This is a genomic window from Clostridium sartagoforme, assembly GCF_039521405.1.
Taxonomy (GTDB): Bacteria; Bacillota; Clostridia; order Clostridiales; family Clostridiaceae; genus Clostridium; species Clostridium sartagoforme.
On record NZ_BAAACH010000022.1, the window covers coordinates 1 to 21671 of the forward strand.

Sequence of the window (21671 nt, forward strand, 5' to 3'; positions counted from 1 at the left end):
GTACCATCTTAACTACCAACATAAATTTTAATTCTTGGGATGATATTTTTTATGATGCTGTTATAGCTAGTGCTATTTTAGATAGAGTTTTACATCACGCTCATGTCGTTACAATTAATGGTAACTCTTATAGATTGAAAGATCATTTTAAGCAAGAAGAAGATTAAAAAACTACATTCTTAAATGATCAAAAGGTTACATTTCTAGCTTGACATTTATATGAAGGGGGTGTTTTTTCCTATCTTCATAAGCAAATATGCAAAACACAAACCTTTACGCAAATGTCCCCAGTTCTGCGTAAAAGTTAGACCCCTAACGCAAAAGTTCCCCCAAACCTAAGTCTGAGGGAACATAAAACACACTTCAATATTTACTTAAAAACCTTTAAAGCCTTTGATAACAGCCTATTTTATCTCTATCCTAACAACCGTCTCAGCAGTAGATTGCTACCAATCAATCTTCACTTTGTTCGCTTTCTTATGCAATCCTTGCATGGGTAGTTGTAAACGGCTTACTTCGTCTCTTCGGTCCTCGTAAGTCGAACAACCACCTCAGCAGTAGATTGCTGCCAATCAATCTTCACTTCGTTCGCTTTCTTTGGCAATCCTTGCATGGGTAGTTGTAAACGGCTTACTTCGTCTCTTCGGTCCTCGTAAGTCGAACAACTACCTCAGCATGTGGTGTATTAGGGAACATATCTTTAACTGTGCTTTGTATAACTTTGTATCCTGCATCTATTAGATCCTTTAAGTTTTCTACTAAGGTTTTTGGATTGCATGATACATAAATTATTTCCTTGGCATTAAATTTAATTACGTATTCTAATGCTTTTGGATGTACACCGCTTCTTGGTGGATCTAGTATTATAATATCTGGTTTATCTTTAACTGTTTTTATTATTTCTGTAACATCTCCTGCTAGGAATTCACAATTGTCTAAATTGTTTAGTTTGGCATTTTCTTTGGCTGCTTCTACTGCTTCTTCTATAAGTTCTATTCCTATTACTTTTTTGGCATTTGATGCAGCAATTTGCCCTATTGTTCCTGTACCACAGTAAAGGTCAAATACTACCTTATCATTGGATTCCCCCATAAAATCTCTAACTATACTATAAAGGCTTTCTGCTCCCTTTGTATTAGTTTGGAAAAATGAAAATGGTGATATTTTAAATTGTAAACCTAATAAGTTTTCTGTTATATAATCTTTACCAAATAACAAATTTACTTTTTCTGGTATTACAGCATCAGAAAAGGAATTATTTTCAGTATGTAATATAGATACTAATTTCCCTTTGTAATCTTGTACTTTTAGTATTTCTACATATTCTGTTAAGTCAAAATCTATTTGTGTTGTTGTAACTATATTAACCATTAATTCACCAGTGTTTATTGCTTTTCTTATAACTAGGTGTCTTAAGTAACCTTCTCTTTTCATAACTCTATAATAAGGCAATTCTTTATCTTTAAAATAATTAACAGTTTCTCTTATTATTGTTCTAAAATCTTCATCAACTATTAAGCACTTATCAACAGTTATGATCCCAAAGGATTTTCCTTTCATGTGCATGCCTAAAGTTAATTCTCCACCCTTTTCAAAGTCTCCAAAGGTGAATTCCATTTTATTTCTATATTCCCACTGCTCTTTACTACCTACAACACCTAGGTAGTCCCCCATAGGTATATTGGCATCATTAAATAAAGATTTAACTTCTTCACTTAATAAGTTTATTTGTTTATCGTAAGTTAGGTTTTGTGATGTACATCCACCACAAACTCCAAAGTATTCACAAGGAGCATCTATCTCATAATCTGCTCTTTCATCTACTGACATAAGCTTTAGCTCTGCAAAGTTTTCTCTCTTTTTCTTTACTCTTCCACTTACTAATTGTCCAGGAAAAGCTCCTTTTACATATATGGTTTTTCCTTCTAGAGTCCCTACTCCAACAGATGGGAATTCTGTTTTATCTATTCTGACTTGTACTGTACTTCCTTTTCTCATGCTATCTCCTAATTAAAGTTTATTTTAATATTGTCTTTTTTCCTATAGTTCCTTTAAGCTTTGTTGATTCACAAATTGGAGTATAAAGTATATTTGCTATAACATACATTATTAAAAACATTGGTTGTCTTGACGCTATATAAAATCCTGTTAATTTTAATATTCCATCAAATAATAGCAGCAAACCTAGTGCAAGTGCTAATGATATTATTTGATCCATAGTAGTAGCTAAAACTCTTTTTATAAATTTAACTACTTTCCCATCTTGATCTTTTACTATTCCAGCCTCATGCTTTTCTACAATTGTGTCTTCATCTACAGCATCAATTATCTTGTTATCTTTAATATAATTGCCTGCTTCTTCTTTATTCGCCTCTCCAACTTCTACTTCATTATTAACCATTTCTACTTCTTCTTTATCTACCAATTTTATATCCTCCTAAATTATAAATTAAATATGTACTACTTCTTAAAATCATATTTCTTAGAGTCTAATTTATACAATAAGAAATCATCTTTTATTGTTATAGTTTCTACTAACCCATTTAAATTTGTTTCTATAGTCCCTTCTGCATTTTTATTTATAATTATATCTTTTATTTGGCTATCTAACTCTGAATAATCTCTGTCAGGATTGTTAGTCATAGCCTCTGAAAATTCTGCTATGGAAGTTTCTTCAAAGTTAAATTTATCTTCTGTTTTTATCTGATCCACATCTAGTTTAAAGCCTATTTTTAAATTTAAGCTTCCACTAGCCATATCTTCTCCATACATTTTAAATCCATAGTACATACTTTCCATTCTATTTGGTTCTGGATTTAAATTATCTACATATATGTTATTATCATTTATTGTTTCTCCATTTGATTCTTTAACTTTTTCTTCTTTTGAATATTCTAAGTCATAAAATCTAGCCACATCTTCTATTCTTGTACTAATTTCACTGTTTAGTACAGATACTTGATCCTTTGTATAATCACTTGCCCATTCACCTTCGCCTATAAATACCTTTTCTTCAACTTTTACTGGTTCTTTAGTTTCACTCACTTCTTGCTTCTTTGAATTACCACAAGAAACTAATGATGCTGCCATTATTCCAGAAACTAATATTAGTAAAACCTTTTTTAACATATTAATCCCCCCTAGGATCTTTTTTTATTGTCTTTTGTATGTTTTCCTAAATTCATTTTATTATAACATTAAAGAAATTATTTTAAAAGTCTCTGTCACATAACTGCCACATACTAAACAATTCACAATTCACAATTAACAATTCACAATTTATTATAGACTTTTACATAAAAATAGAGCTGATTTAAGCCAGCTCATATTTAAAGTTATCATTAAGAATACTTTATAAATTTTATATTTATTTTACTACTTGTGATACTATTATTGCTATTCCAATTAAAGCTCCAGCCAAGAAAATTGCTACTGCAACATTCCCCTTTTCAAGTTCTTTATTAAAATCAGCTGGTATAATTGCATCAAATATTTTGTATCCAACTACTAAAACTAATATTCCAACTGCTCCAAATAACAAACTTAATCCTAGATTCATAATGGTGTTTAAAAATATATCCATTCCCTTCTTCCCCCTTTATCATAGATAATTATATAATTAATTTTATCACAAATATTATTTCTATAATATAGTAGCCTCTAAATTTTATATATTATACTTTAATTTGATCCTTCATCTTTTCAAAGGTTTTTTCTCCTATCCCATCTATATTTTTAATTTCTTCTATTGAGTTAAATCCTCCATTTTTTTCTCTATATTGAATTATGCCTTTAGCTTTAACTTCTCCTATTCCACTTATTTTTTGAAGCTCTTCTAAAGTTGCAGTATTAATGTTTATTACGTCATCTTCATTTGCTTGTACTGAATTAGATATGTCTCCAGTTCCAAGATTGCTTCCTGCATTTAGAGAATCATTTTTATTGGGTATTATTATTAGTTGATTTGCTTTTAGCTTATCCGCTCTATTAATTTTATCTATATTAGCTTCGCTAGTAAGTCCTCCTGCTTTATTTATTAAATCTCTAATAATGCTCCCTTCACTAATCTCATATACATCTGGTTTTATTACTTCCCCTTTTATTTCAACAAATATATTTTTATTAGTTGCATTAGCTACTGACTTTTCTTCATTATTTGAAGCTACTTCGGATTTGGTATTAACTTCAATACTATTTTCATTTTTATAAACATCATCTTCTTCATCTAAAAAAATATCTTTCATATATTCATCCTTAAAAACCTTAGATTTATTTTTCCCATATAAAATGAAGGATGTAGTTATACATAAAAATACAATTAATAATAAAATTATATTTCTTTTAGTTACAATTTTTTCTATTCTTTTATCCATAAAACACCTCTAATTGATAAATACTCATTTTAATTATTAACTTTTTATTAAAATTTTAACTATTTTTATTCTAAATATTTATAAATTATAGAATGATGTCTTTATTTCTGTTAAAATATTTTTATCTATTGTAATAAATATATTGTGGGAGATTTAATATGATAAATTTTATAAAGAGACTATTCCTATCCACTGTATTAGTAAGTAGTATTTTTACTGTTGCCGTAAAAGCTACTGAATTGCCTCCAGTCTTTTCTGAGGGTGCAGTATTGATGGATGGAAGAACAGGTAAGGTTATTTATTCTAAAAACGAGCATACTCAATATGAGCCTGCCTCAACAACTAAGGTTATGACTGCATTAGTAGTTCTTGAAAATACTAAATTAACAGATAAAGTCACAATTGGTGAGAAGCCAACCTTAGTTGATGGATCTGCTATTGGTATAGCTAAAGGGGAAGTTTATACCATTGAAGAACTTATGCTTGGACTTTTATTAGAATCTGGAAACGATTGTGCTGAAGCATTAGCTGAACATGTCGCTGGGTCTAATGAAGAGTTTGCAAAACTTATGAATGCTAAAGCTAAAGAATTAGGCGCTTTAGATACAAATTTCAAAAATCCTAGTGGGTTACATGAGGATGGTCATATTACTACAGCTTATGATTTAGCCCTAATAATGAAAGCTGCATATCAAAATGAAGATTATGTGAGAATTGCACAAACCGAATCTCACAAATATGTTAATCATCCCTTTTCTGATGGTAGTGAAAAATGGGCTACAAATAGAAATCAGTTATTTAACGAATATACACCTTATTACTATCAATATGCTTATGTTGGTAAAAATGGATATACTCCAGAAGCCAATCATACATATACAGCTACAGCAATGAAAGATGGACAATTCTTAGTATCTGCCTTCTTAAATGCTACTGATAAGGATAATTTTTATACAAATATAGGGCCATTATTTGATTATGGCTTTGATAATTTTGAAACTATAAAACTTATAAATAAAAATGATGTACTTGATACATATAAAATTAATGATGAGATTTCTATTCCTTTACTTGCTAAAGATGATTTATATTATACAAAATCTAAAGCTGAAAAGATTCCTTCATACACTATAGACTATTTGAAAAAGGACATTAGTAAGCAAAGTATCTCTAAGGGAGAAAATCTTTTTAAAGCTAAAATAAATGTTAATGGCGAAACAATTTCTTCAGTTGACTTAATTAGTGGTGCTGATAGAGAATATAATACTAAAATTAAGATGGAAGAAAAATTTTCTTCTTTTATTAATACCCCTAGTAGCATTGTAGTTATTGTTGCAGTATTAATTGTTTTGTTTATTCTTATTCGCTACATAATATTATCAATACGAAGAAAAAATATTAGAAAAAACCGTCCTAGTTTTAAATAAATTCTTTTTAAAAAGAGTATGCTAAAATAATTTTTTAGCATACTCTTTTTTTATTTTTCTTTTAGATATTCTATTAATTTCGCTATATCTTCTGGAATATTAGCTCTAAGCTTTAATTCTTTTTTAGTTCTTGGAGATTTAAAGTCTAAACCATATGCATGGAGTGCTTGCCTACTTATAATTTCTCCGTCTTCTTCATTCCCATATAGTGTATCTCCCCAAATTGGATGACCTAATGAACTTAAATGAACCCTTATTTGATGAGTTCTTCCTGTTTCTAATAAACATTCAACTAAATCCGAATCCTTAAATCTTTCTATGACTTTATAATGAGTTATACTTCTTTGCCCTCTTTCATCAATAACTCTTCTTATAGTCCCTTCTTCTTCTGGTCTATATATTGGCAAATCTATAGTTCCTTCTTCTTTAGCCATATGTCCATGAACTACTGTAAGGTATCTTTTTTCAATATTATTTAAAGTCATTTCTTTAGATAACTCCATATGTGCATATTGATTTTTAGCTACTATAATAAGCCCAGAGGTATCCATATCTAGTCTACTTACTAATCTAACTATACATTTTTGGTTACTTTCCTTAAAATAGTACATCAAAGCATTAGCTAAAGTACCACTTTGATATCTTTTAGTTGGATGGACTACCATATTGGGACTTTTGTTAACTACTATTATATCTTCATCTTCATATATAATATCTATTGGTATATTTTCAGGGTCTATATTTTGTGTTTCTTCTTTAACTAAATCAATTAATACTTTTTCATTACTTTTTAGTACATAGTTCATTTTTACAGATTTATTATCTACGAAAATTCTTTTATCTATTGATGCACTTCTAATTAGCCTAGAAGATAATCCTAGTTCCTCTTTTAAAAATTCTCTGATTTTTCTTCCTTCAAATTCTTTTGAAACAATTTTTTTTATAGTACTCATTTTTCCTCCTATTGAAAAGGAGCTGTCGCACAATTCTACCTTTTACATAAATAGCTTTCTGCGACAGCCCTGTTTAGTTTCCAAATAAGTTATAGTCTTTACCTAAAACTATTACAGCATCATATTCTTTATACTCAGACTTACTTATCTTTCCAGACTTTTCAATGCCAATATCATTTTTTAGTAAATCTTTTAAATCCTTATTATCGGTTTCTATTACGCTTTTTTCTATATTGTCAGTATTTCCAACTTCTATATTTGTATATCCAAGTGAAAGTAATGTATCCCTTGCACTGGATGCTAACCCATCTATCTTTGTTCCATTTAATACTAACACCTTTAACTCTTCTCTATTCACTGATGTTATAATTGGGGCTGATGAAGTACTTTCTGCATTTAATGCATTTATTAATTCCCTATTAGTTTCTTTATCAGCAATTAAAAAAGATTCTCCATAAATATATTCTGGTTCTCCTTGAAGAGTTGTCATAATAATATCTGCTGGCTTTAATCTCATAATCTTCATACCTAAAGATATCAAATTCTTAGCTGGGATATTAGTATCTACATTTTGACTTATGGCTTCTAATATTTTGGGAGCCTTAAAAACTATACTTGGACTTAAAGCTTTATTAATAACTTTACTAATGAATTGATGTTGGTTATTGATTCTACCTAAATCACCTTCATCTCCTCCACTACCATCATTATTTTTTCTCCATCTAAAGAACTCTTCTGCTTTTTTTCCATCTAATAAAACAGTTTCGCCAGCTTTAAAGTTTATATGAAGGTTTTGCCCATCATCATCATAAAACATATTTTGTTCTATTTTCATTTCTATTCCGCCCAAAGCATCTACTATGCTTCTAAATGCTGTATAATCTACTTCTACTATATAATTTAAATTTATACCTAACAAGTCTTCTACGTGTGTCTTTATTTCTTCTTCTCCGCCTAAAACATATGCAGTATTTATCTTCCAATACCTTCTATATTCTCCGCTATCTAAATAAGCATCAATTTCTACAAGAGTATCTCTTGGTATGGAAACTACATGAACCTTTTTGGTATTAGGATTATAATTTAAAACCATTATAGTATCGCTTCTTCTACCAGATTTATTTCCTTGATTATCTACATCTCCTATATCCATACCTAAAACTAAAATATTTATAGGATCTTGTGATGATATTGGTGCTACACCTGTTCCTAATGTATTAGTTTTCAGCCCTGATAAAAAATTGTATATATATAAGGCAGTTCCAAGTATAACAACTAACAAAACTGTTAATATAGATATAGCAATTCTTCTTCTTTGCCTTTTCTTTTTTCTTTTTCTAGCTTCTATTTTCCTTCTTTTTATCTGTTCTTCTCTAGAAGGCCTTTTTCTTTCTACGCTTTCAAGATCTTCTCTCCTATTACCCATCCTTTAATTCCTCTCTGATTTTTTTCATAGTTTAAATAGTTTAATCTATTTTAGTACTATTTGTTAAGTACTAAATAATTTCTTGCCTTTATACTATTTATATCAATAGGAAAACCCTTATCTAATAAATATTTAATAGTATGAGTTAATCCTTGAAGAATTCCCTTATCTAAATCATTAAAACTTTCTTTTCTAATTAAATCTACCCCTGGAAAACTTCTACCTGGTTCTATCATGTCAGCTATATAAATTACTTTTTCTAGCTTACTCATGTTTTCTCTTCCTGTAGTGTGCCATCTCATTGCACTTAATATTTCTTCATCTTCTATTTTAAATATCTTTTTCCCCACTATAGGGCCAACAATGCTATGCCATAATTCTGGAGTTTTTTCTTCATCATATGATAATTTTATGTTATTTTCATCTATAATGGACTTTAAATCATATATAGTCATATTCTTAGCTATATCATGAGCTAATGCTGCTATTTCAGCTTTATTTTTATCTACCTTATATATCTGCGCTAATCTTATTGCAGTTTCAACCACACTTAAAGTATGATTATATCTACTTTCTGTTAAATGCTCTTTAAGGTAGCTTTTCATTTCTTCTTTACTAAGCATATATCTTCTCCTTAAATATCATTGTACTTTCATCACTCTTTAATATTTTCACAATAGTTATAAATATTATTTTTTTTAATAAAATCTAAAACCTCTTTTGAAATGAAGAAGTCAATTCTCTTTCCTTCCTTGATTCTATCTCTTATCATAGATGATGAAATTTCTAAGTCCATTATATCTAAAAAGTTAATACTTGTGTTATATTTTTTCTCAATTTCATTCTTTTGTAATTTTAATTGCTCTTTATCATATCCTGGTCTGTTAAATACAACTAAATTAGAAATTTTAAATATTCTATCTGGATTTTTCCATTTTTCTATATTTATAAGACAATCTGCACCAGTAATGAAATATAATTCATTATCTTTCGTTTGTAGATATTCTAAGGTTTCATAAGTATAACTAAAATCCTTCTTTTCTATTTCATAATTGCTTATTTCAAAATCCTCATATTTTTTTATAGCTTCCTCAACCATTTTATACCTTAAGGAAGCCTCTAAAATCCTCTCATTCTTCTTATGAGGCGGGCTTCCTGCTGGCATAAAAATCACTTTATCTAAATTCAATTGACATTTAGCTTCATATGCTATATAAAGATGTGCTAAATGAATAGGATTAAAAGTTCCTCCTATTATGCCAATCTTTTTCATAAAACTTCTCTATTTATTAGGTATTTCTATCTTAGGTTTTTTTGAGGATTTTTTATATAAAACTATTTTACTTCCTATAGCTTGAATTCCTTCGCATCCAATTTTTTCACATATGTAATTTGATGCTTCTCTAGCTCCTAAACCACTATTTTCAAGTACCTTTATTTTAATAAGTTCTCTTGCTTCTAAAGCTTCAGTTAATTGTGTTAAAAAAGCTTCCTCTACTCCATTTTTACCAACTTGGAATATTGGATCTAAGTTATTTGCAAGCCCTCTTAAATAAGCTCTTTGCTTTCCTGTTATCATTATTTATCCTCCTATAAAATATACTCAAATTCAAAATCGTTAAGTCTTACCATATCTCCATCTTCTATTCCCATTTCTCTTAATTTATCAAAAACACCTTTGTTTCTTAGTACCTTATGGAAATATCTTAATGAATCAGCATCATGGATATTTACTGAATTTAATAATCTATCTACAAATGAACCGTAAACTACATATACCTTGTTATCTTCTTCTCCATCTTCGATAGATACATCATATGTAAATCTCTTTTCTTCTTGTATAAATCTTTCTTCGTCACTTATTTCTAAATCTTTAATCGGAATTTCAGAAAGCATTCTACCTGCTTCTTTAATTATTTCTTCAACTCCTGATTTTGTTGCTGCTGACATTTTATATACTTTATCAAAACCTAATTCATTTACTTTTTTCTTAAAGTCTTCAAAAACTTCTTCATCATAAAGCATATCTGTTTTGTTTGCTACAACTATTTGAGGTCTATCCCAAAGCTTTACTGAATATTTCTTAAGTTCTTCATTTATCTTAACAAAATCTTCAAAAGCATCTCTACCTTCTATTCCAGATATATCTACTACATGTATTAATAATCTAGTTCTTTCAATATGTCTTAAGAAATCTAATCCTAAACCTACTCCTTCAGCTGCACCTTCAATTATTCCTGGTATATCAGCCATTACAAAAGCATTCATTCCTTCAGCTTTTACTACTCCAAGGTTTGGTTTTAATGTTGTAAAATGATAGTTCGCTATCTTTGGTTTCGCTGCAGTTACTGTTGATAGGAAAGTTGATTTTCCTACATTAGGGAATCCTACTAATCCTACATCTGCAAGTAATTTAAGCTCTAAAGTAATCCATCTATCTTCACCTGGCATACCCGGCTCTGCAAAGTGTGGAGCTTGCCTTGTTGGTGTACAGAATTTACAATTTCCCTTTCCACCCTTTCCTCCTCTTGCAATAACAAAAGTATCATCTTTATGTGAAAGGTCTGCTATAATCTTATTAGTTTCAAAGTCTCTAATTATTGTTCCCATTGGTACTTTAACATGAAGATCATCTCCATCTTTACCATAACATTTTGAGCCTTCACCTTTACCACCAACTTCAGCTACAAATTTCTTTTTATATTTGAAGTCTAAAAGTGTAGTTAAACCTGGATCTACTTCAAATATTACACTTCCACCTTTTCCACCATCTCCTCCATCTGGACCTCCAAGCGGAACATATTTTTCTCTTCTAAATGAGACACATCCGTTTCCACCATCTCCAGATTTAACGAATATTTTGGCCTTATCTATAAACATAAAATCACCTATCTTTCTAAATTTATTATTAATAATATAAACACGTACTTACTTTATATTATTTCATTATTCTTAATGTTTATTATATCATACTAAAATAAATTTCTAACTTATTAGGCATCTGAAAATAAATAATACGTCAAAGATGAGAAGTATATTTTGAGTTAGACAAGGAAACAGATCCGCAGATAGTAGCACTATCTAAGGGTTCTGTTGACGCAGTATAACACAAAATAGACGAGCATTCTGACTTATTTATTTTTTGAAGATGCCTTAATTAATGGACAATTGACAGTGTACAATGGGCAAATATTATTCATTGTCAATTGCCCATTCTTATTCTTACAAAATAAAGCACCCTAAAACAGGGTGCTTTTTAGAAAAATAATATTATTCTGCTATTTCTTCAACATTTACTGGGTAAATGCTAACTTTCTTTTTATCTCTACCCATTCTTTCAAATCTAACGATTCCGTCTTCTTTAGCAAATAGAGTGTCATCTCCACCCTTACCAACATTAGTTCCAGGATGAATCTTTGTTCCTCTTTGTCTAACTAAAATGTTACCAGCTAAAACGAACTCCCCGTCAGCAGCTTTAACTCCTAATCTTTTTGATTCAGAATCTCTACCGTTCTTTGAGCTACCTACCCCTTTTTTGTGGGCAAATAATTGAAGGTTCATTATTAACATACTATTGCACCTCCTCTTTCAACAATCTTATATATTCACTGTCTTTTTCATTTCCAAAACTTAATTTAAGAGATTGTATCAAGCTTTCTATACTTTTTTCAAAAGTTAAAAGTAATACTTGGCACTTCTCTATATCCTCTTTATTAAGATTAGATAAGTTTATATGTAAAAAACCATCTTCTATATCATACTTAACTTTTAGCTTTAATACTTCCTCAATACCTATTACAGCACTTTGAGATAATACTGAAACCGAATTGCAAATCATATCATAAGCATCTCCGATTTTCTCTATTTCAGCTCTTGATAAGGCATGACCTTTTATCTTAAATCCAAGGCATAAATTATCTTTTTTAAAAATCTTTACTTTAATCATAATAATTAAGCTTCGATTTTTTCGATTACTAACTTAGTGTATGGTTGTCTGTGTCCAGTTTTCTTTCTGTAGTCCTTCTTTGGCTTATACTTGAATACTGTAACTTTCTTAGCTTTGCCTTGAGCAACAACTTTAGCAACAACCTTAGCACCTTCTACAACTGGTGTACCAACTTTTAAAGCATCACCATTTGAAACTGCTAATACTTCTGTTAATTCAACTGTTGAGTCAACTTCAGCGTTAAGTTTTTCAACGAATATTACGTCTCCTTCTTGAACTCTGTATTGTTTTCCTCCTGTAGATAATACTGCGTACATTAAAAACACCTCCTCTTATTACGGTCTCGCCAACCGAGGTACAAAGATTTAACTTTGTTTAAATAAAAGCCTCTTATGTGCGGTTTAACATTTGCTATTGTATCATATTATTATGTAGCTTGTAAAGAAGTTTATTCATATTTTTCATAGGCATTTACCTTTAAATTTTTTATATTTTCTTTTTGGCTATTAAATATTAAAGGTTCTATTTTATAGCCCTCAATTCCATCTATAAAATTCAAGTAAATTTCTTTATTTATTGAGTTTATATTAGTTAAAAATGAGAAAATATCTTCTCTTACCATTTCCTCATAATTTCTATCTAATTCTATATAAAATGAATTAATTGAACTTTCTTCTTCGCATTTAACTATTTCATTTCTTATTAGCTTTTCTATATATGATAACTTAAGAACGTAACCCTCATTGTTACATCTTTTACATTCTTCTTCTAGATATTCATATATTGATTTTCCTCTTCTCTTCCTTGCTATTTGAACAAGATCTAATTCTGTAAATGGAAATATTTTTATATTACCCTTATCTTGTTTTAGAGAATCCTTTAAAGCATCCATAACTAATGATTTTTGTGAAAAGTCTCTCATATCAATAAAATCTATAATTATTATACCTGCAAGATTTCTTAGTCTAATTTGTCTTCCTATTTCTCTTGCAGCTTCTATGTTAGTTTCTAAAATTGTTTTATTAAAGCTTCTTCCTTTAATGTTCTTTGAGGAATTAACATCTATAACATACATAGCTTCTGTTTTATCTATTATTATATTTCCCCCACAATTCAATGCTACTTTTTTGTGTCTTAATTTTAAAATTTCCTTTTCTATACCATAATGCTCAAATAAGCTTCTGCTACCATCAAATTTTTCTACAGTTACTTGACTATTTTTTTCTATTAATGATTTGACTTCATTTAAGTCCTCTTCGTGATTTAAGATTATCTTGCATTGGCTCCCTATATTTTCTCTTATAACTTTATTTAGAATAATATTTTCTCCATAAACTTTTCCTAACTTTAAACTATATCTTAATTTTCTTATAATAGTTTCTAATTCAGATAAGAGATTTATCTTTTCCTCTAGTAAGTCCTCGCTACTTGCATGAACTGCTTCTGTTCTTATAGTTATACCATAACCATCTATATCATTAATTATTTTTAATATTCTTTCTTTTTCTTCTGTACTATTAATTCTCTTAGAAAAATTAATTCCCCTTTCACCGCAGGTTAAAACCATAAATCTTCCTGGTAAGCTTATATTTCTGCTTACTTTAGCACCTTTATTATTTACTGGTTCTTTAACTACTTCAACTAATATATCATCGCCTTTTTTAATGCCTTCACTTTTAATTTCATTGCTAAAATACATGTATGCTTCTTTTTCTAGTCCTATATCTATAAAAATTGAATTTATTGCAGGAATTATATTTTTTACTCTTCCTTTATAAATTTCTCCCATTTTAGGTCCTGAAGAGTGCTGTTCTACAAAGCACTCACTTAATACATTATTATCCTTTATAGCAATTCTTAAAAGTGGTTCATCTCTTTCAATGAAAATTTCTCTCATAAGATACACTTCCCTAAATACATTTATATATTGGTATATATTTATCGTCTTTTAATACATACATTTCTTCTCTCTTCATATCTATAAATGAATCTTCAACTATTTCACAAATATTACTCTTTATATACTCTGCTAATAAATCTGGCGATAGATGTTCTCTACTTCCTGATGATATTAGTACGTTTAAAACTAGCTCATCATCATTTATCCAATATTTCATTTCTTTTATCATAGTCTTTAAATTTACTTCTTTTTCACCTTTTTTACTTTTCTTTATAGTAGTCCATTCTGTCTTACTAATAAGTTCTTCCATTTTATTTTCTACTATCTTTGAATCTGTACAAATCATCTTTATAGTAAATCTAGCTGCATCTACTAAAGCCATAGTTTGAGGTAATTTCTTTTCTCCCTCTTTAGTTATAACTTTTCTTGCATTTAAAAATTTAATTCCAGATGCAGTTTTAGAATTTAATTTATCTATTATTTCTTGCTCTTCTAATTCTTCAACTAAAACTATATCCATATATTCAGAGTCAGAATAAACTCCAACCGATAAAGGTTGTGCTATGGATAATGCCATATGTGGATTAAACCCCTTTGAGTATTCCATTGGAAGATTTGCTCTTCTTATAACTCTTTGAATTGTTCTCATTAAATCCAAATGAGATATAAATTTAATACTAGATTCTTTAGTGAATTTAATTACATAACGCACCTTCAAAACACTTCCCTTCTTTAAAGTTCACATTTACTCCACATCCTGTACAACCTTTTCTACAGTTTTGAGTAAGTTCTGCCTTTTTTGCTTTTTCATTTTCAATTTCTAAGTATTTTCTATTTACTCCAATATCTATAAAGTCCCATGGAAGTATTTCATCATAATTTCTATCTCTATATACATAGAAATCTTCATCTATATTACATTCCTTCATTGCTTCCATCCATACATCAAAGTTAAAGTACTCTGACCATCCATCAAATTTAGCTCCCTTTTCAAAAGCCTTAATTAAAAGTTCACAAGTTCTTCTATCACCTCTTGCAAAAACAGCTTCCATAAATGAAGTTTTTTGCTCATGATAGTTATAGTTTATCGCTCTTGATTTTATTGCACCTTTTACTGCATCAATCTTATTCCAAATTTCGTCCGGTCTAGCCATTGGAGCCCATTGAAATGGAGTAAATGGCTTTGGTACTAGTATTGATGTACTTACTGTAATTTTTAATCCTTTTGCTCTCTTTTCTTTAGGAATACCATAATAAACATTTGCCATTTTCTCTGCAAGCTCACCTATACCAGCAGCATCTTCTATCTCTTCATAAGGAAGACCTATCATAAAGTATAATTTAATAGTGCTCCATCCTGATTCGAAAGCATTTTTAGTAGCTTCTAATATTCTTTCTTCTGTAAGCCCTTTATTTATAATATCTCTCATTCTTTGGGAACCAGCTTCTGGTGCAAAAGTTAATCCTGTCTTTCTAACCTTTTGTATTTCCTTTATTAAATCAACTGAAAAAGCATCTACTCTTATAGATGGTAGTGCTACCCCTACATTTTTATTACTATGTTCTAAAATCAAGTTGCTTACAAGATTTTGTATATCTGAATAATCACAAATACTTAATGATGCTAAAGATACTTCTTGATATCCTGTTGCATCTATCATTTTTCTTGCTTGATCTAATAATGTATTAGTAGTCTTTTCTCTAACAGGCCTATAAATCATTCCAGCTTGACAAAATCTACATCCATTTGTACATCCTCTTGAAGTTTCTAAAACAACTCTATCATGTACAATTTCTGAATATGGAACTATCATGTCTAATGGAAAATCTACCTTATCAAAATTATTAACTATTCTTTTCTTAACTTTAGCTGGAACATCATCAAATTTAGGTTTAAATTCTTTTATTGTTTTATCGTCTTTATATGTAACTTCATATAAAGAAGGAACATATACTCCTTCTATCTTTGATATTTCTCTTAAAAATTCCTGTTTCTTTCCCTTACCTTTATACTTCTTATAAATATCAAGAACTTCATTCATTATTTCTTCGCCTTCACCAATCTCAAAGAAATCTACTATATCATATAATGGTTCTGGATTATATGCACAAGGCCCACCAGCCATAACTATTGGTTCATCTTCTCCTCTTTTTGAAGCTCTTATTGTAATATTAGCCATATCTAACATATTCAATATGTTTGTATAACTCATTTCATACTGAAGAGTAAATCCTAATATATCAAACTCTGAAATAGGATCTTTAGTTTCTAGAGTCATTAAGGGAATTTCATTTTTTCTAAGCTCAGCTTCCATATCTGGCCATGGTGCAAATACTCTTTCACAATATGTATCTTTTCTTTCATTTATTGTATGATAAAGTATTCTTGTTCCTAAGTGAGACATTCCTACCTCATATACATCTGGAAAACAAAATGCAAATCTTATGTCAACATCTTCTGGATTCTTAATTACTTGGTTTAACTCTCCACCAACATATCTCGATGGTTTTTCAACCTTATGTAAAATATGATCTGTAATTTTTCTCATAATATTTCCTCCTAAAGTGAGAATTCAAAATGGCTGTCGTAAGACAGCCATAAAAAATTAATAATTTTATTTTAAAACTCTCATATAAGTTTTTTTCCTTAATTTTTTCATTCTTTCATTCTTTGATTTTCTATAGCCAGTATCTTTTCTATTCTAGCATATATGCCTCTAAAAAGTAAATCCATTCCTCATCATATAATAATTAATAAATAAATCCTATCCTAATATATAATTTATTTTCGATTTATATACTCCTCCAAAGTCATATTCCCATAAACCTTTAATGCATCAATTAATTCATCTTCATTTAATATATAGATAAGTTTCATATCATCGTCTAAAATATAAAATGTATTAAACTTATTTCTATCAACTAAAGCTAATACATTAACAAGCCCCTGCTTGTAATACACTGATATAGTTTTATTTTCTATATATTTATTCTTTAAAAGATTATTTCTTTTCTTAACTATGTTTCCCATAGTTATATACATTGTAGTGTGCTCTTCTATTCTAGTAATATATATTATGATTATCGCACCTATAATCATACTGATATTTAGACTATGTAGAAATATATAAATAAGAGTTGCTATTACCATAAATAAGATTGCTATAAAATAGCTAATTATACTAATTACTTTTTGAGCCTTTTTAAATAACATTTTCTTTGAAAGAAGAATTTCAAATACTCTTGAACCATCCAATGGGTATGCAGGTAGTAAATTGAATATTGCCAAACCTATGTTTAAATTCATACTCGTTTCTATAAAATTAGTATTATATCTAATATTAATAGTATAGAAAGTAATTGCAAGAAAAATATTTAGTAGTGCTCCTGATAAATAAACTAATATCTTTTGACTACTCTTTAAACTATCTATATCTAAAAGATCTGCCCTCATTCCAAATACATGAAGCTCGATATTATAAAATTTGCAACCAAACTTTAATGCCACTAGTATGTGTACTAGTTCATGTAAGAATACCCATAAAAGAGCAAATATAAACATGCTATTATAACTGCAAACTAATATTATTAATATTATTTCTGCAAGTATTTTTTTTGCCTCTCTCTTCATTTATATCTCCCTAAAAATTGCTACCTTCTCTATAAATCACCTTCTATTTTTAATATCCTTTAATTTATAATTCCAATTCTTTAATTTCGCCCATTACATCAGTATATTTTTCTTCTATAATATTAAATACACTTTTATAATCAATTCCCATCTTTTCCATACCAACTAGTAAAGTATCATATTTGAAATTACTAGTAACTGCACCCTTACATATTTTATAAATCTTATTTGCTTCAGTATTCGGTACAGTTTTTAATGTGAAAACTGCCAAAAACAATATAAAAGTGCATATTAATCTAAGAATGAACTTATCTATATATCCCATATTCTTTTTTGCTGTATTCATACCATAACTTCCTCTTCGATAAGTAAAATCCTGTACATTTCTAGCACTTGGATATATATCTTCTCTTGCGCTGTTAATCTTATTATTTACTGGTGTTTTTCCTTTTACTTTTCTTCTTATTTTATCATAATAATCTTTATACTCCTCTCTATATCTTTCCATTAACTCACTCCTAACTCTTAATATTGTATTTATATTTTAAATACTAAAAATTTATGCTATTTATAATACAATTTCAAATCATTAAATTGTTATATTTAGTAAAAAGTTAACATATTCCAATTTACTTATGACCTCATTTCACTCTAAGTTAATGAAACCTAACATATGTCCCCACTTGAGAACTTAAGAAAGGAAATAATAAAAGAGTTATAAAAGGTTTAATTCCTTCTATAACTCTATCACTTCTAAAAATATATTTTCTTTCTTCTCATTCCAACATTTAAAACCAAACCTATTGACATTACAGTAGTAAGCAATGATGTTCCACCATAACTAAGTAAAGGTAACGTTATACCTGTTATTGGCATAAGTCCTATTGTCATTCCGATATTTTGCATAAGAGCAAATAGAAAATATGCTACAAGCCCAACACAAATTATTGAACCAAAAGTATCTTTAGCGGTTCTTCCTATTGCTATCATTCTCGAAATTAACATTCCATAAAGCAATAATAAAAATGCTGCTCCTACTAGTCCCCATTGTTCTCCTATGCTTGCAAAAATAAAGTCAGTTTGAACTTCTGGTACATATTGTGCTGCATAACCTACTGAATTTTCTTTAGTTACTGAGCCTTTTAACCCTAAAGTTCCACCATTCCCTATACTTATAAGAGATTGCCTTAGCTGATAACCGGATTGTGATGTATCTGATTCAGGATCTAAAAATGAAGTTACTCTTTTCATTTGATAACTTTGTATTAGCCCTAAATTCCAAGCTAATACAACAACTAATATTAATGATAAAATTCCGCCACCAATAATTCTTAAATCTAATCCCGCTATGAAAAATATACCCACGACTATAAAAAATAAAACCATGGTCATTCCCATATCTGGTTGTATTACTATAAATACTGCTGGAACTATAGCGTAAAAAGCCATTTTCAAAAAGTTTTTCAACTCATTTATTGTTCCATCCATCTCTTCTAGTGTTTTACCAAGCATCATTATAGTTGCCATCTTTGCTAATTCCGATGGTTGAAAAGATAATGGTCCAAGTCTTATCCATCCTCTTGCTCCATTTATATCAGTACCTATAAACATTGTAACTATTAGTAAAAATATTGATCCCCAATAAAACAAAGGTGTATATGACTTTAATAATGTATAATCTATTGCTACAACAAAATATAAAGCTACTAGACAAACTACAAACCAAATTGATTGTCTTATTAAAAACAACTTTCCAAACTCAGCTGCACTAGCTAAGTAAATATTTATTATTCCAAAAATCATTAAGGCTATAATGGAAAATAAAATTACTTTATCTATTTCCTTTAATTTTTTAAAATCTATTTTAAATTTTGATAACATATTTCACCTCCATATATTGACCTAAGTTTTATTATATCTAAAAAACATTTTTTTCTCTATAATAATTTAATTAAATAATTAAAATTTAAGAAATTATTAATTGTATATATTAAATATTTAATATATATAAAAAAATTAAAAATAAAATACGACATGCTACCTATTAAATATAAGTCTCATGTCGTATAAAAGTCTTTTTTCTATTATACTTCTAATAATTAGTAATATATCTTATAAACAACTTTATATTATCAAATTTTTATAATATTTGTTATAAAGCAAATCCATTACTATTTTATATTTTTTATTGGTATATTAGCCACTAAAGCTGGATTATTTCTTTCAACGTTTTCTGGCTTACTTACAGCTATCTCAACATCTTCAGCATCTATTTCTATATATTTAGATATTACTTCTAATATCTCTATTCTTATTTTTTCCAGGGTTTCGTGAGGTAAATCACCTCTATCATGTATCAATATTAATTTTAATCTATCTTTTGCTACTTCTTTAGGTGTTGGTTTATTTGAAAACTTTTTAAAAAATTCCACCTCTCATACCCCCCTTTTAACGTTTAAATAATTTCTTTAATGATGCGAAGAATCCTTCTCCCCCTGTTTTTAAATCTAAGAGAGGAACTTCTTCACCATTTATTCTTCTTGCTATATTTCTAAAGGCTTGTCCTGACATTGACTTTTCATCAAGAACTATCGGCTCACCTTTATTAGTTGACACTGTTATGTTTTTATCATCAGGAACTACTCCTAAAAGTTCTATTGATAAAGTTTCTATTATATCAGGAACATCTAGCATATCCCCTCTTTGAGTCATTTCATAATTTAATCTATTGATTATTACTGCATGGTCATCTAACCCTTTTGCATCTAATTTTCCAATAACTCTATCAGCATCTCTTACAGATGTTATCTCAGGATTTACTACAACTACTGCTCTGTCTGCGCCAACAACAGAATTTTCAAATCCTTGTTCTATTCCAGCTGGACAATCTATTAAAACATAATCAAAATCTTCCTTTAACTCATTAATTACTTTTAACATATCTTGTGGTCTTATATCATCCTTATCCTTAGTTTGAGCTGTCGGTAATAAGAATAAGTTTTGATATCTTTTATCTTTTATTAAAGCTTGTTTAAGTCTACATCTATTTTCTATAACATCTGTTATTGTATAAACTATTCTATTTTCAAGTCCCATTAAAACATCTAAATTTCTAAGACCTGTATCACCATCTACAACCACAACTCTTTTATTTAGTGCAGCTAAAGCAGTTCCAATATTGGCTGTAGTTGTTGTTTTTCCAACTCCACCCTTACCTGATGTAATAACTATAGAAATTCCCATTTTTTCTCCCTCCAACACTATATATATTTCTTTGGTAAATATGGTTCTACCACAATAATATTATCTTTAATCTTTGCTAATTCTGGATATGATGGTTTTATTCCATCATCTGGTGCTATAGTAACTATATCTGCTATTTGAAGTATTTCTGGTTGAAGATTAAAGGCTGAAATTATGGCTTTTTTATTACCACCTACACCTGCATGTACTTGACCTTTAATTGTACCTAATACAACTATATTTCCACCTGCATAAACTTCAGCTCCATTATTAATATCGCCAATTATAACAATATTTCCGTAGTATTTTACTAATTGTCCACCTCTTATTGTTTTCTTTATAAATTTAGTTTTTCCTTCATATACTCCATTAAAAATTTTATTTTCTTTTTGATCTGTTTGTTTTATTTCTTCAAAGGTACAATCTTTTATTTGTATATCTTCAAATAAAATACCTCTCAATTTCAAGATATCATTTTCATTTAAACTTTTTAAATTTGTTATTATTTTAATAGACGAACCTTTATAAAAGCCCTTTCCTATTGTTAATTTCTTTAATAAAGCTTCTATCATATCATCAAAATTAAAAAATCTGTCTATATCAATTGTTGCATTGATACCTTCCTTTGTACCTTTTATTTGAATTCTATCATCGTTCATTGGCCACCCTCCACCAATAATTAAGGTTTCCATAATTATAAATTTAATTTATCTATTCTATAATTATACAATTACATTATAGCATTTAACAACAATAATTTACATAATTTATA

25 protein-coding genes are annotated in these 21671 nt (G+C 28.8%); 2 read left to right on the plus strand and 23 right to left on the minus strand.

The annotated features are described in order from the left end of the window. Window positions 1–167 (plus strand): ATP-binding protein (locus tag ABDZ60_RS10135; RefSeq protein WP_343778052.1); only part of this gene is annotated, 167 nt, incomplete at its 5' end. Window positions 168–630: 463 nt separating this feature from the next. Here the strand turns inward: ABDZ60_RS10135 and rlmD are convergent. From rlmD to ABDZ60_RS10160, 5 genes are all read right to left on the minus strand, one after another. Then, window positions 631–1998 (minus strand): 23S rRNA (uracil(1939)-C(5))-methyltransferase RlmD, encoded by a 1368-nt coding sequence (gene rlmD / locus ABDZ60_RS10140; protein WP_343777918.1) that lies wholly within the window; start codon window positions 1996–1998, stop codon window positions 631–633. Between the two features lie 19 nt (window positions 1999–2017). Beyond that, the gene (locus tag ABDZ60_RS10145; RefSeq protein WP_343777920.1) at window positions 2018–2425 is read right to left on the minus strand and encodes a hypothetical protein; all 408 of its coding nucleotides are present in this window, start codon (window positions 2423–2425) and stop codon (window positions 2018–2020) included. 35 nt (window positions 2426–2460) lie between these two features. After that, window positions 2461–3129: a hypothetical protein gene (locus tag ABDZ60_RS10150; RefSeq protein WP_047001651.1), complete on the minus strand. Its 669-nt coding sequence runs from the start codon at window positions 3127–3129 to the stop codon at window positions 2461–2463. A 238-nt stretch (window positions 3130–3367) separates the two neighbouring features. Beyond that, window positions 3368–3583 (minus strand): DUF350 domain-containing protein, encoded by a 216-nt coding sequence (locus ABDZ60_RS10155; RefSeq protein ID WP_016207971.1) that lies wholly within the window; start codon window positions 3581–3583, stop codon window positions 3368–3370. 91 nt (window positions 3584–3674) lie between these two features. Next, the gene (locus ABDZ60_RS10160; protein WP_343777923.1) at window positions 3675–4373 is read right to left on the minus strand and encodes a helix-hairpin-helix domain-containing protein; all 699 of its coding nucleotides are present in this window, start codon (window positions 4371–4373) and stop codon (window positions 3675–3677) included. Window positions 4374–4531: 158 nt separating this feature from the next. On the opposite strand from ABDZ60_RS10160, the gene ABDZ60_RS10165 reads away from it, so the two are divergent. Then, window positions 4532–5800 (plus strand): D-alanyl-D-alanine carboxypeptidase family protein, encoded by a 1269-nt coding sequence (locus tag ABDZ60_RS10165; RefSeq protein WP_343777925.1) that lies wholly within the window; start codon window positions 4532–4534, stop codon window positions 5798–5800. 50 nt (window positions 5801–5850) lie between these two features. Here the strand turns inward: ABDZ60_RS10165 and ABDZ60_RS10170 are convergent, their stop codons facing one another. The 18 genes from ABDZ60_RS10170 to minC all read right to left on the minus strand — a co-directional run bounded on the left by ABDZ60_RS10170 (window position 5851) and on the right by minC (window position 21558). Next, on the minus strand, window positions 5851–6753 hold the full coding sequence (locus ABDZ60_RS10170; protein WP_343777927.1) for an RluA family pseudouridine synthase: 903 nt from the start codon (window positions 6751–6753) through the stop codon (window positions 5851–5853). Between the two features lie 73 nt (window positions 6754–6826). Beyond that, window positions 6827–8179 carry an LCP family protein gene (locus tag ABDZ60_RS10175; RefSeq protein WP_343777929.1) on the minus strand — a complete coding sequence of 451 codons (1353 nt, stop codon included), beginning with the start codon at window positions 8177–8179 and terminating at the stop codon, window positions 6827–6829. A 56-nt stretch (window positions 8180–8235) separates the two neighbouring features. Continuing rightward, entirely contained in the window at window positions 8236–8802 is a 567-nt protein-coding gene (gene yqeK / locus ABDZ60_RS10180) for a bis(5'-nucleosyl)-tetraphosphatase (symmetrical) YqeK (protein WP_016207976.1), read from the minus strand. 32 nt (window positions 8803–8834) lie between these two features. Further along, window positions 8835–9452 carry a nicotinate-nucleotide adenylyltransferase gene (nadD, locus tag ABDZ60_RS10185; RefSeq protein WP_047001654.1) on the minus strand — a complete coding sequence of 206 codons (618 nt, stop codon included), beginning with the start codon at window positions 9450–9452 and terminating at the stop codon, window positions 8835–8837. A gap of 9 nt (window positions 9453–9461) precedes the next feature. After that, on the minus strand, window positions 9462–9758 hold the full coding sequence (locus ABDZ60_RS10190; RefSeq protein WP_016207978.1) for a YhbY family RNA-binding protein: 297 nt from the start codon (window positions 9756–9758) through the stop codon (window positions 9462–9464). A gap of 11 nt (window positions 9759–9769) precedes the next feature. Further along, entirely contained in the window at window positions 9770–11059 is a 1290-nt protein-coding gene (obgE, locus tag ABDZ60_RS10195; RefSeq protein WP_047001655.1) for a GTPase ObgE, read from the minus strand. Between the two features lie 390 nt (window positions 11060–11449). Continuing rightward, window positions 11450–11749 (minus strand): 50S ribosomal protein L27, encoded by a 300-nt coding sequence (gene rpmA / locus ABDZ60_RS10200; protein ID WP_008676729.1) that lies wholly within the window; start codon window positions 11747–11749, stop codon window positions 11450–11452. A gap of 1 nt (window position 11750) precedes the next feature. After that, entirely contained in the window at window positions 11751–12125 is a 375-nt protein-coding gene (locus tag ABDZ60_RS10205; protein WP_047001656.1) for a ribosomal-processing cysteine protease Prp, read from the minus strand. Between the two features lie 5 nt (window positions 12126–12130). After that, window positions 12131–12442: a 50S ribosomal protein L21 gene (gene rplU, locus ABDZ60_RS10210; RefSeq protein WP_008676723.1), complete on the minus strand. Its 312-nt coding sequence runs from the start codon at window positions 12440–12442 to the stop codon at window positions 12131–12133. A 131-nt stretch (window positions 12443–12573) separates the two neighbouring features. Then, the gene (locus tag ABDZ60_RS10215; RefSeq protein WP_343777936.1) at window positions 12574–14022 is read right to left on the minus strand and encodes an Rne/Rng family ribonuclease; all 1449 of its coding nucleotides are present in this window, start codon (window positions 14020–14022) and stop codon (window positions 12574–12576) included. A gap of 13 nt (window positions 14023–14035) precedes the next feature. Further along, window positions 14036–14737, minus strand: coding sequence for a TIGR03936 family radical SAM-associated protein (locus ABDZ60_RS10220; RefSeq protein ID WP_016207982.1), 702 nt, complete (start codon window positions 14735–14737; stop codon window positions 14036–14038). Continuing rightward, window positions 14721–16574 (minus strand): TIGR03960 family B12-binding radical SAM protein, encoded by a 1854-nt coding sequence (locus tag ABDZ60_RS10225; protein WP_016207983.1) that lies wholly within the window; start codon window positions 16572–16574, stop codon window positions 14721–14723. Before ABDZ60_RS10225 ends, ABDZ60_RS10220 begins: the two co-directional genes overlap by 17 nt. A gap of 233 nt (window positions 16575–16807) precedes the next feature. Beyond that, entirely contained in the window at window positions 16808–17656 is an 849-nt protein-coding gene (locus ABDZ60_RS10230; RefSeq protein WP_016207984.1) for a site-2 protease family protein, read from the minus strand. 64 nt (window positions 17657–17720) lie between these two features. Further along, window positions 17721–18164 (minus strand): hypothetical protein, encoded by a 444-nt coding sequence (locus ABDZ60_RS10235; RefSeq protein WP_016207985.1) that lies wholly within the window; start codon window positions 18162–18164, stop codon window positions 17721–17723. A 245-nt stretch (window positions 18165–18409) separates the two neighbouring features. Then, window positions 18410–19537, minus strand: coding sequence for a rod shape-determining protein RodA (gene rodA / locus ABDZ60_RS10240; protein WP_016207986.1), 1128 nt, complete (start codon window positions 19535–19537; stop codon window positions 18410–18412). Window positions 19538–19827: 290 nt separating this feature from the next. Then, window positions 19828–20088, minus strand: coding sequence for a cell division topological specificity factor MinE (gene minE, locus ABDZ60_RS10245; RefSeq protein WP_016207987.1), 261 nt, complete (start codon window positions 20086–20088; stop codon window positions 19828–19830). Between the two features lie 16 nt (window positions 20089–20104). Beyond that, window positions 20105–20899, minus strand: coding sequence for a septum site-determining protein MinD (minD, locus tag ABDZ60_RS10250; RefSeq protein WP_016207988.1), 795 nt, complete (start codon window positions 20897–20899; stop codon window positions 20105–20107). 17 nt (window positions 20900–20916) lie between these two features. Beyond that, window positions 20917–21558 (minus strand): septum site-determining protein MinC, encoded by a 642-nt coding sequence (gene minC, locus ABDZ60_RS10255; protein WP_016207989.1) that lies wholly within the window; start codon window positions 21556–21558, stop codon window positions 20917–20919. Window positions 21559–21671 lie beyond the last annotated feature (113 nt).

Excerpts from the sequence above, each read along its gene's own strand:
- rplU (WP_008676723.1), bottom strand. The coding sequence starts at position 12,442 with ATGTACGCAGTATTATCTACAGGAGGAAAACAATACAGAGTTCAAGAA.
- ABDZ60_RS10205 (WP_047001656.1), bottom strand. The coding sequence starts at position 12,125 with ATGATTAAAGTAAAGATTTTTAAAAAAGATAATTTATGCCTTGGATTT.
- ABDZ60_RS10170 (WP_343777927.1), bottom strand. The coding sequence starts at position 6,753 with ATGAGTACTATAAAAAAAATTGTTTCAAAAGAATTTGAAGGAAGAAAA.
- obgE (WP_047001655.1), bottom strand. The coding sequence starts at position 11,059 with ATGTTTATAGATAAGGCCAAAATATTCGTTAAATCTGGAGATGGTGGA.
- yqeK (WP_016207976.1), bottom strand. The coding sequence starts at position 8,802 with ATGCTTAGTAAAGAAGAAATGAAAAGCTACCTTAAAGAGCATTTAACA.
- ABDZ60_RS10165 (WP_343777925.1), top strand. The coding sequence starts at position 4,532 with ATGATAAATTTTATAAAGAGACTATTCCTATCCACTGTATTAGTAAGT.
- ABDZ60_RS10225 (WP_016207983.1), bottom strand. The coding sequence starts at position 16,574 with ATGAGAAAAATTACAGATCATATTTTACATAAGGTTGAAAAACCATCG.
- ABDZ60_RS10235 (WP_016207985.1), bottom strand. The coding sequence starts at position 18,164 with ATGGAAAGATATAGAGAGGAGTATAAAGATTATTATGATAAAATAAGA.
- rlmD (WP_343777918.1), bottom strand. The coding sequence starts at position 1,998 with ATGAGAAAAGGAAGTACAGTACAAGTCAGAATAGATAAAACAGAATTC.
- ABDZ60_RS10230 (WP_016207984.1), bottom strand. The coding sequence starts at position 17,656 with ATGAAGAGAGAGGCAAAAAAAATACTTGCAGAAATAATATTAATAATA.
- ABDZ60_RS10150 (WP_047001651.1), bottom strand. The coding sequence starts at position 3,129 with ATGTTAAAAAAGGTTTTACTAATATTAGTTTCTGGAATAATGGCAGCA.
- ABDZ60_RS10160 (WP_343777923.1), bottom strand. The coding sequence starts at position 4,373 with ATGGATAAAAGAATAGAAAAAATTGTAACTAAAAGAAATATAATTTTA.
- ABDZ60_RS10190 (WP_016207978.1), bottom strand. The coding sequence starts at position 9,758 with ATGATAACAGGAAAGCAAAGAGCTTATTTAAGAGGGCTTGCAAATAAC.
- minD (WP_016207988.1), bottom strand. The coding sequence starts at position 20,899 with ATGGGAATTTCTATAGTTATTACATCAGGTAAGGGTGGAGTTGGAAAA.
- ABDZ60_RS10215 (WP_343777936.1), bottom strand. The coding sequence starts at position 14,022 with ATGAGAGAAATTTTCATTGAAAGAGATGAACCACTTTTAAGAATTGCT.
- nadD (WP_047001654.1), bottom strand. The coding sequence starts at position 9,452 with ATGAAAAAGATTGGCATAATAGGAGGAACTTTTAATCCTATTCATTTA.
- rpmA (WP_008676729.1), bottom strand. The coding sequence starts at position 11,749 with ATGTTAATAATGAACCTTCAATTATTTGCCCACAAAAAAGGGGTAGGT.
- ABDZ60_RS10155 (WP_016207971.1), bottom strand. The coding sequence starts at position 3,583 with ATGGATATATTTTTAAACACCATTATGAATCTAGGATTAAGTTTGTTA.
- minC (WP_016207989.1), bottom strand. The coding sequence starts at position 21,558 with ATGAACGATGATAGAATTCAAATAAAAGGTACAAAGGAAGGTATCAAT.
- rodA (WP_016207986.1), bottom strand. The coding sequence starts at position 19,537 with ATGTTATCAAAATTTAAAATAGATTTTAAAAAATTAAAGGAAATAGAT.
- ABDZ60_RS10175 (WP_343777929.1), bottom strand. The coding sequence starts at position 8,179 with ATGGGTAATAGGAGAGAAGATCTTGAAAGCGTAGAAAGAAAAAGGCCT.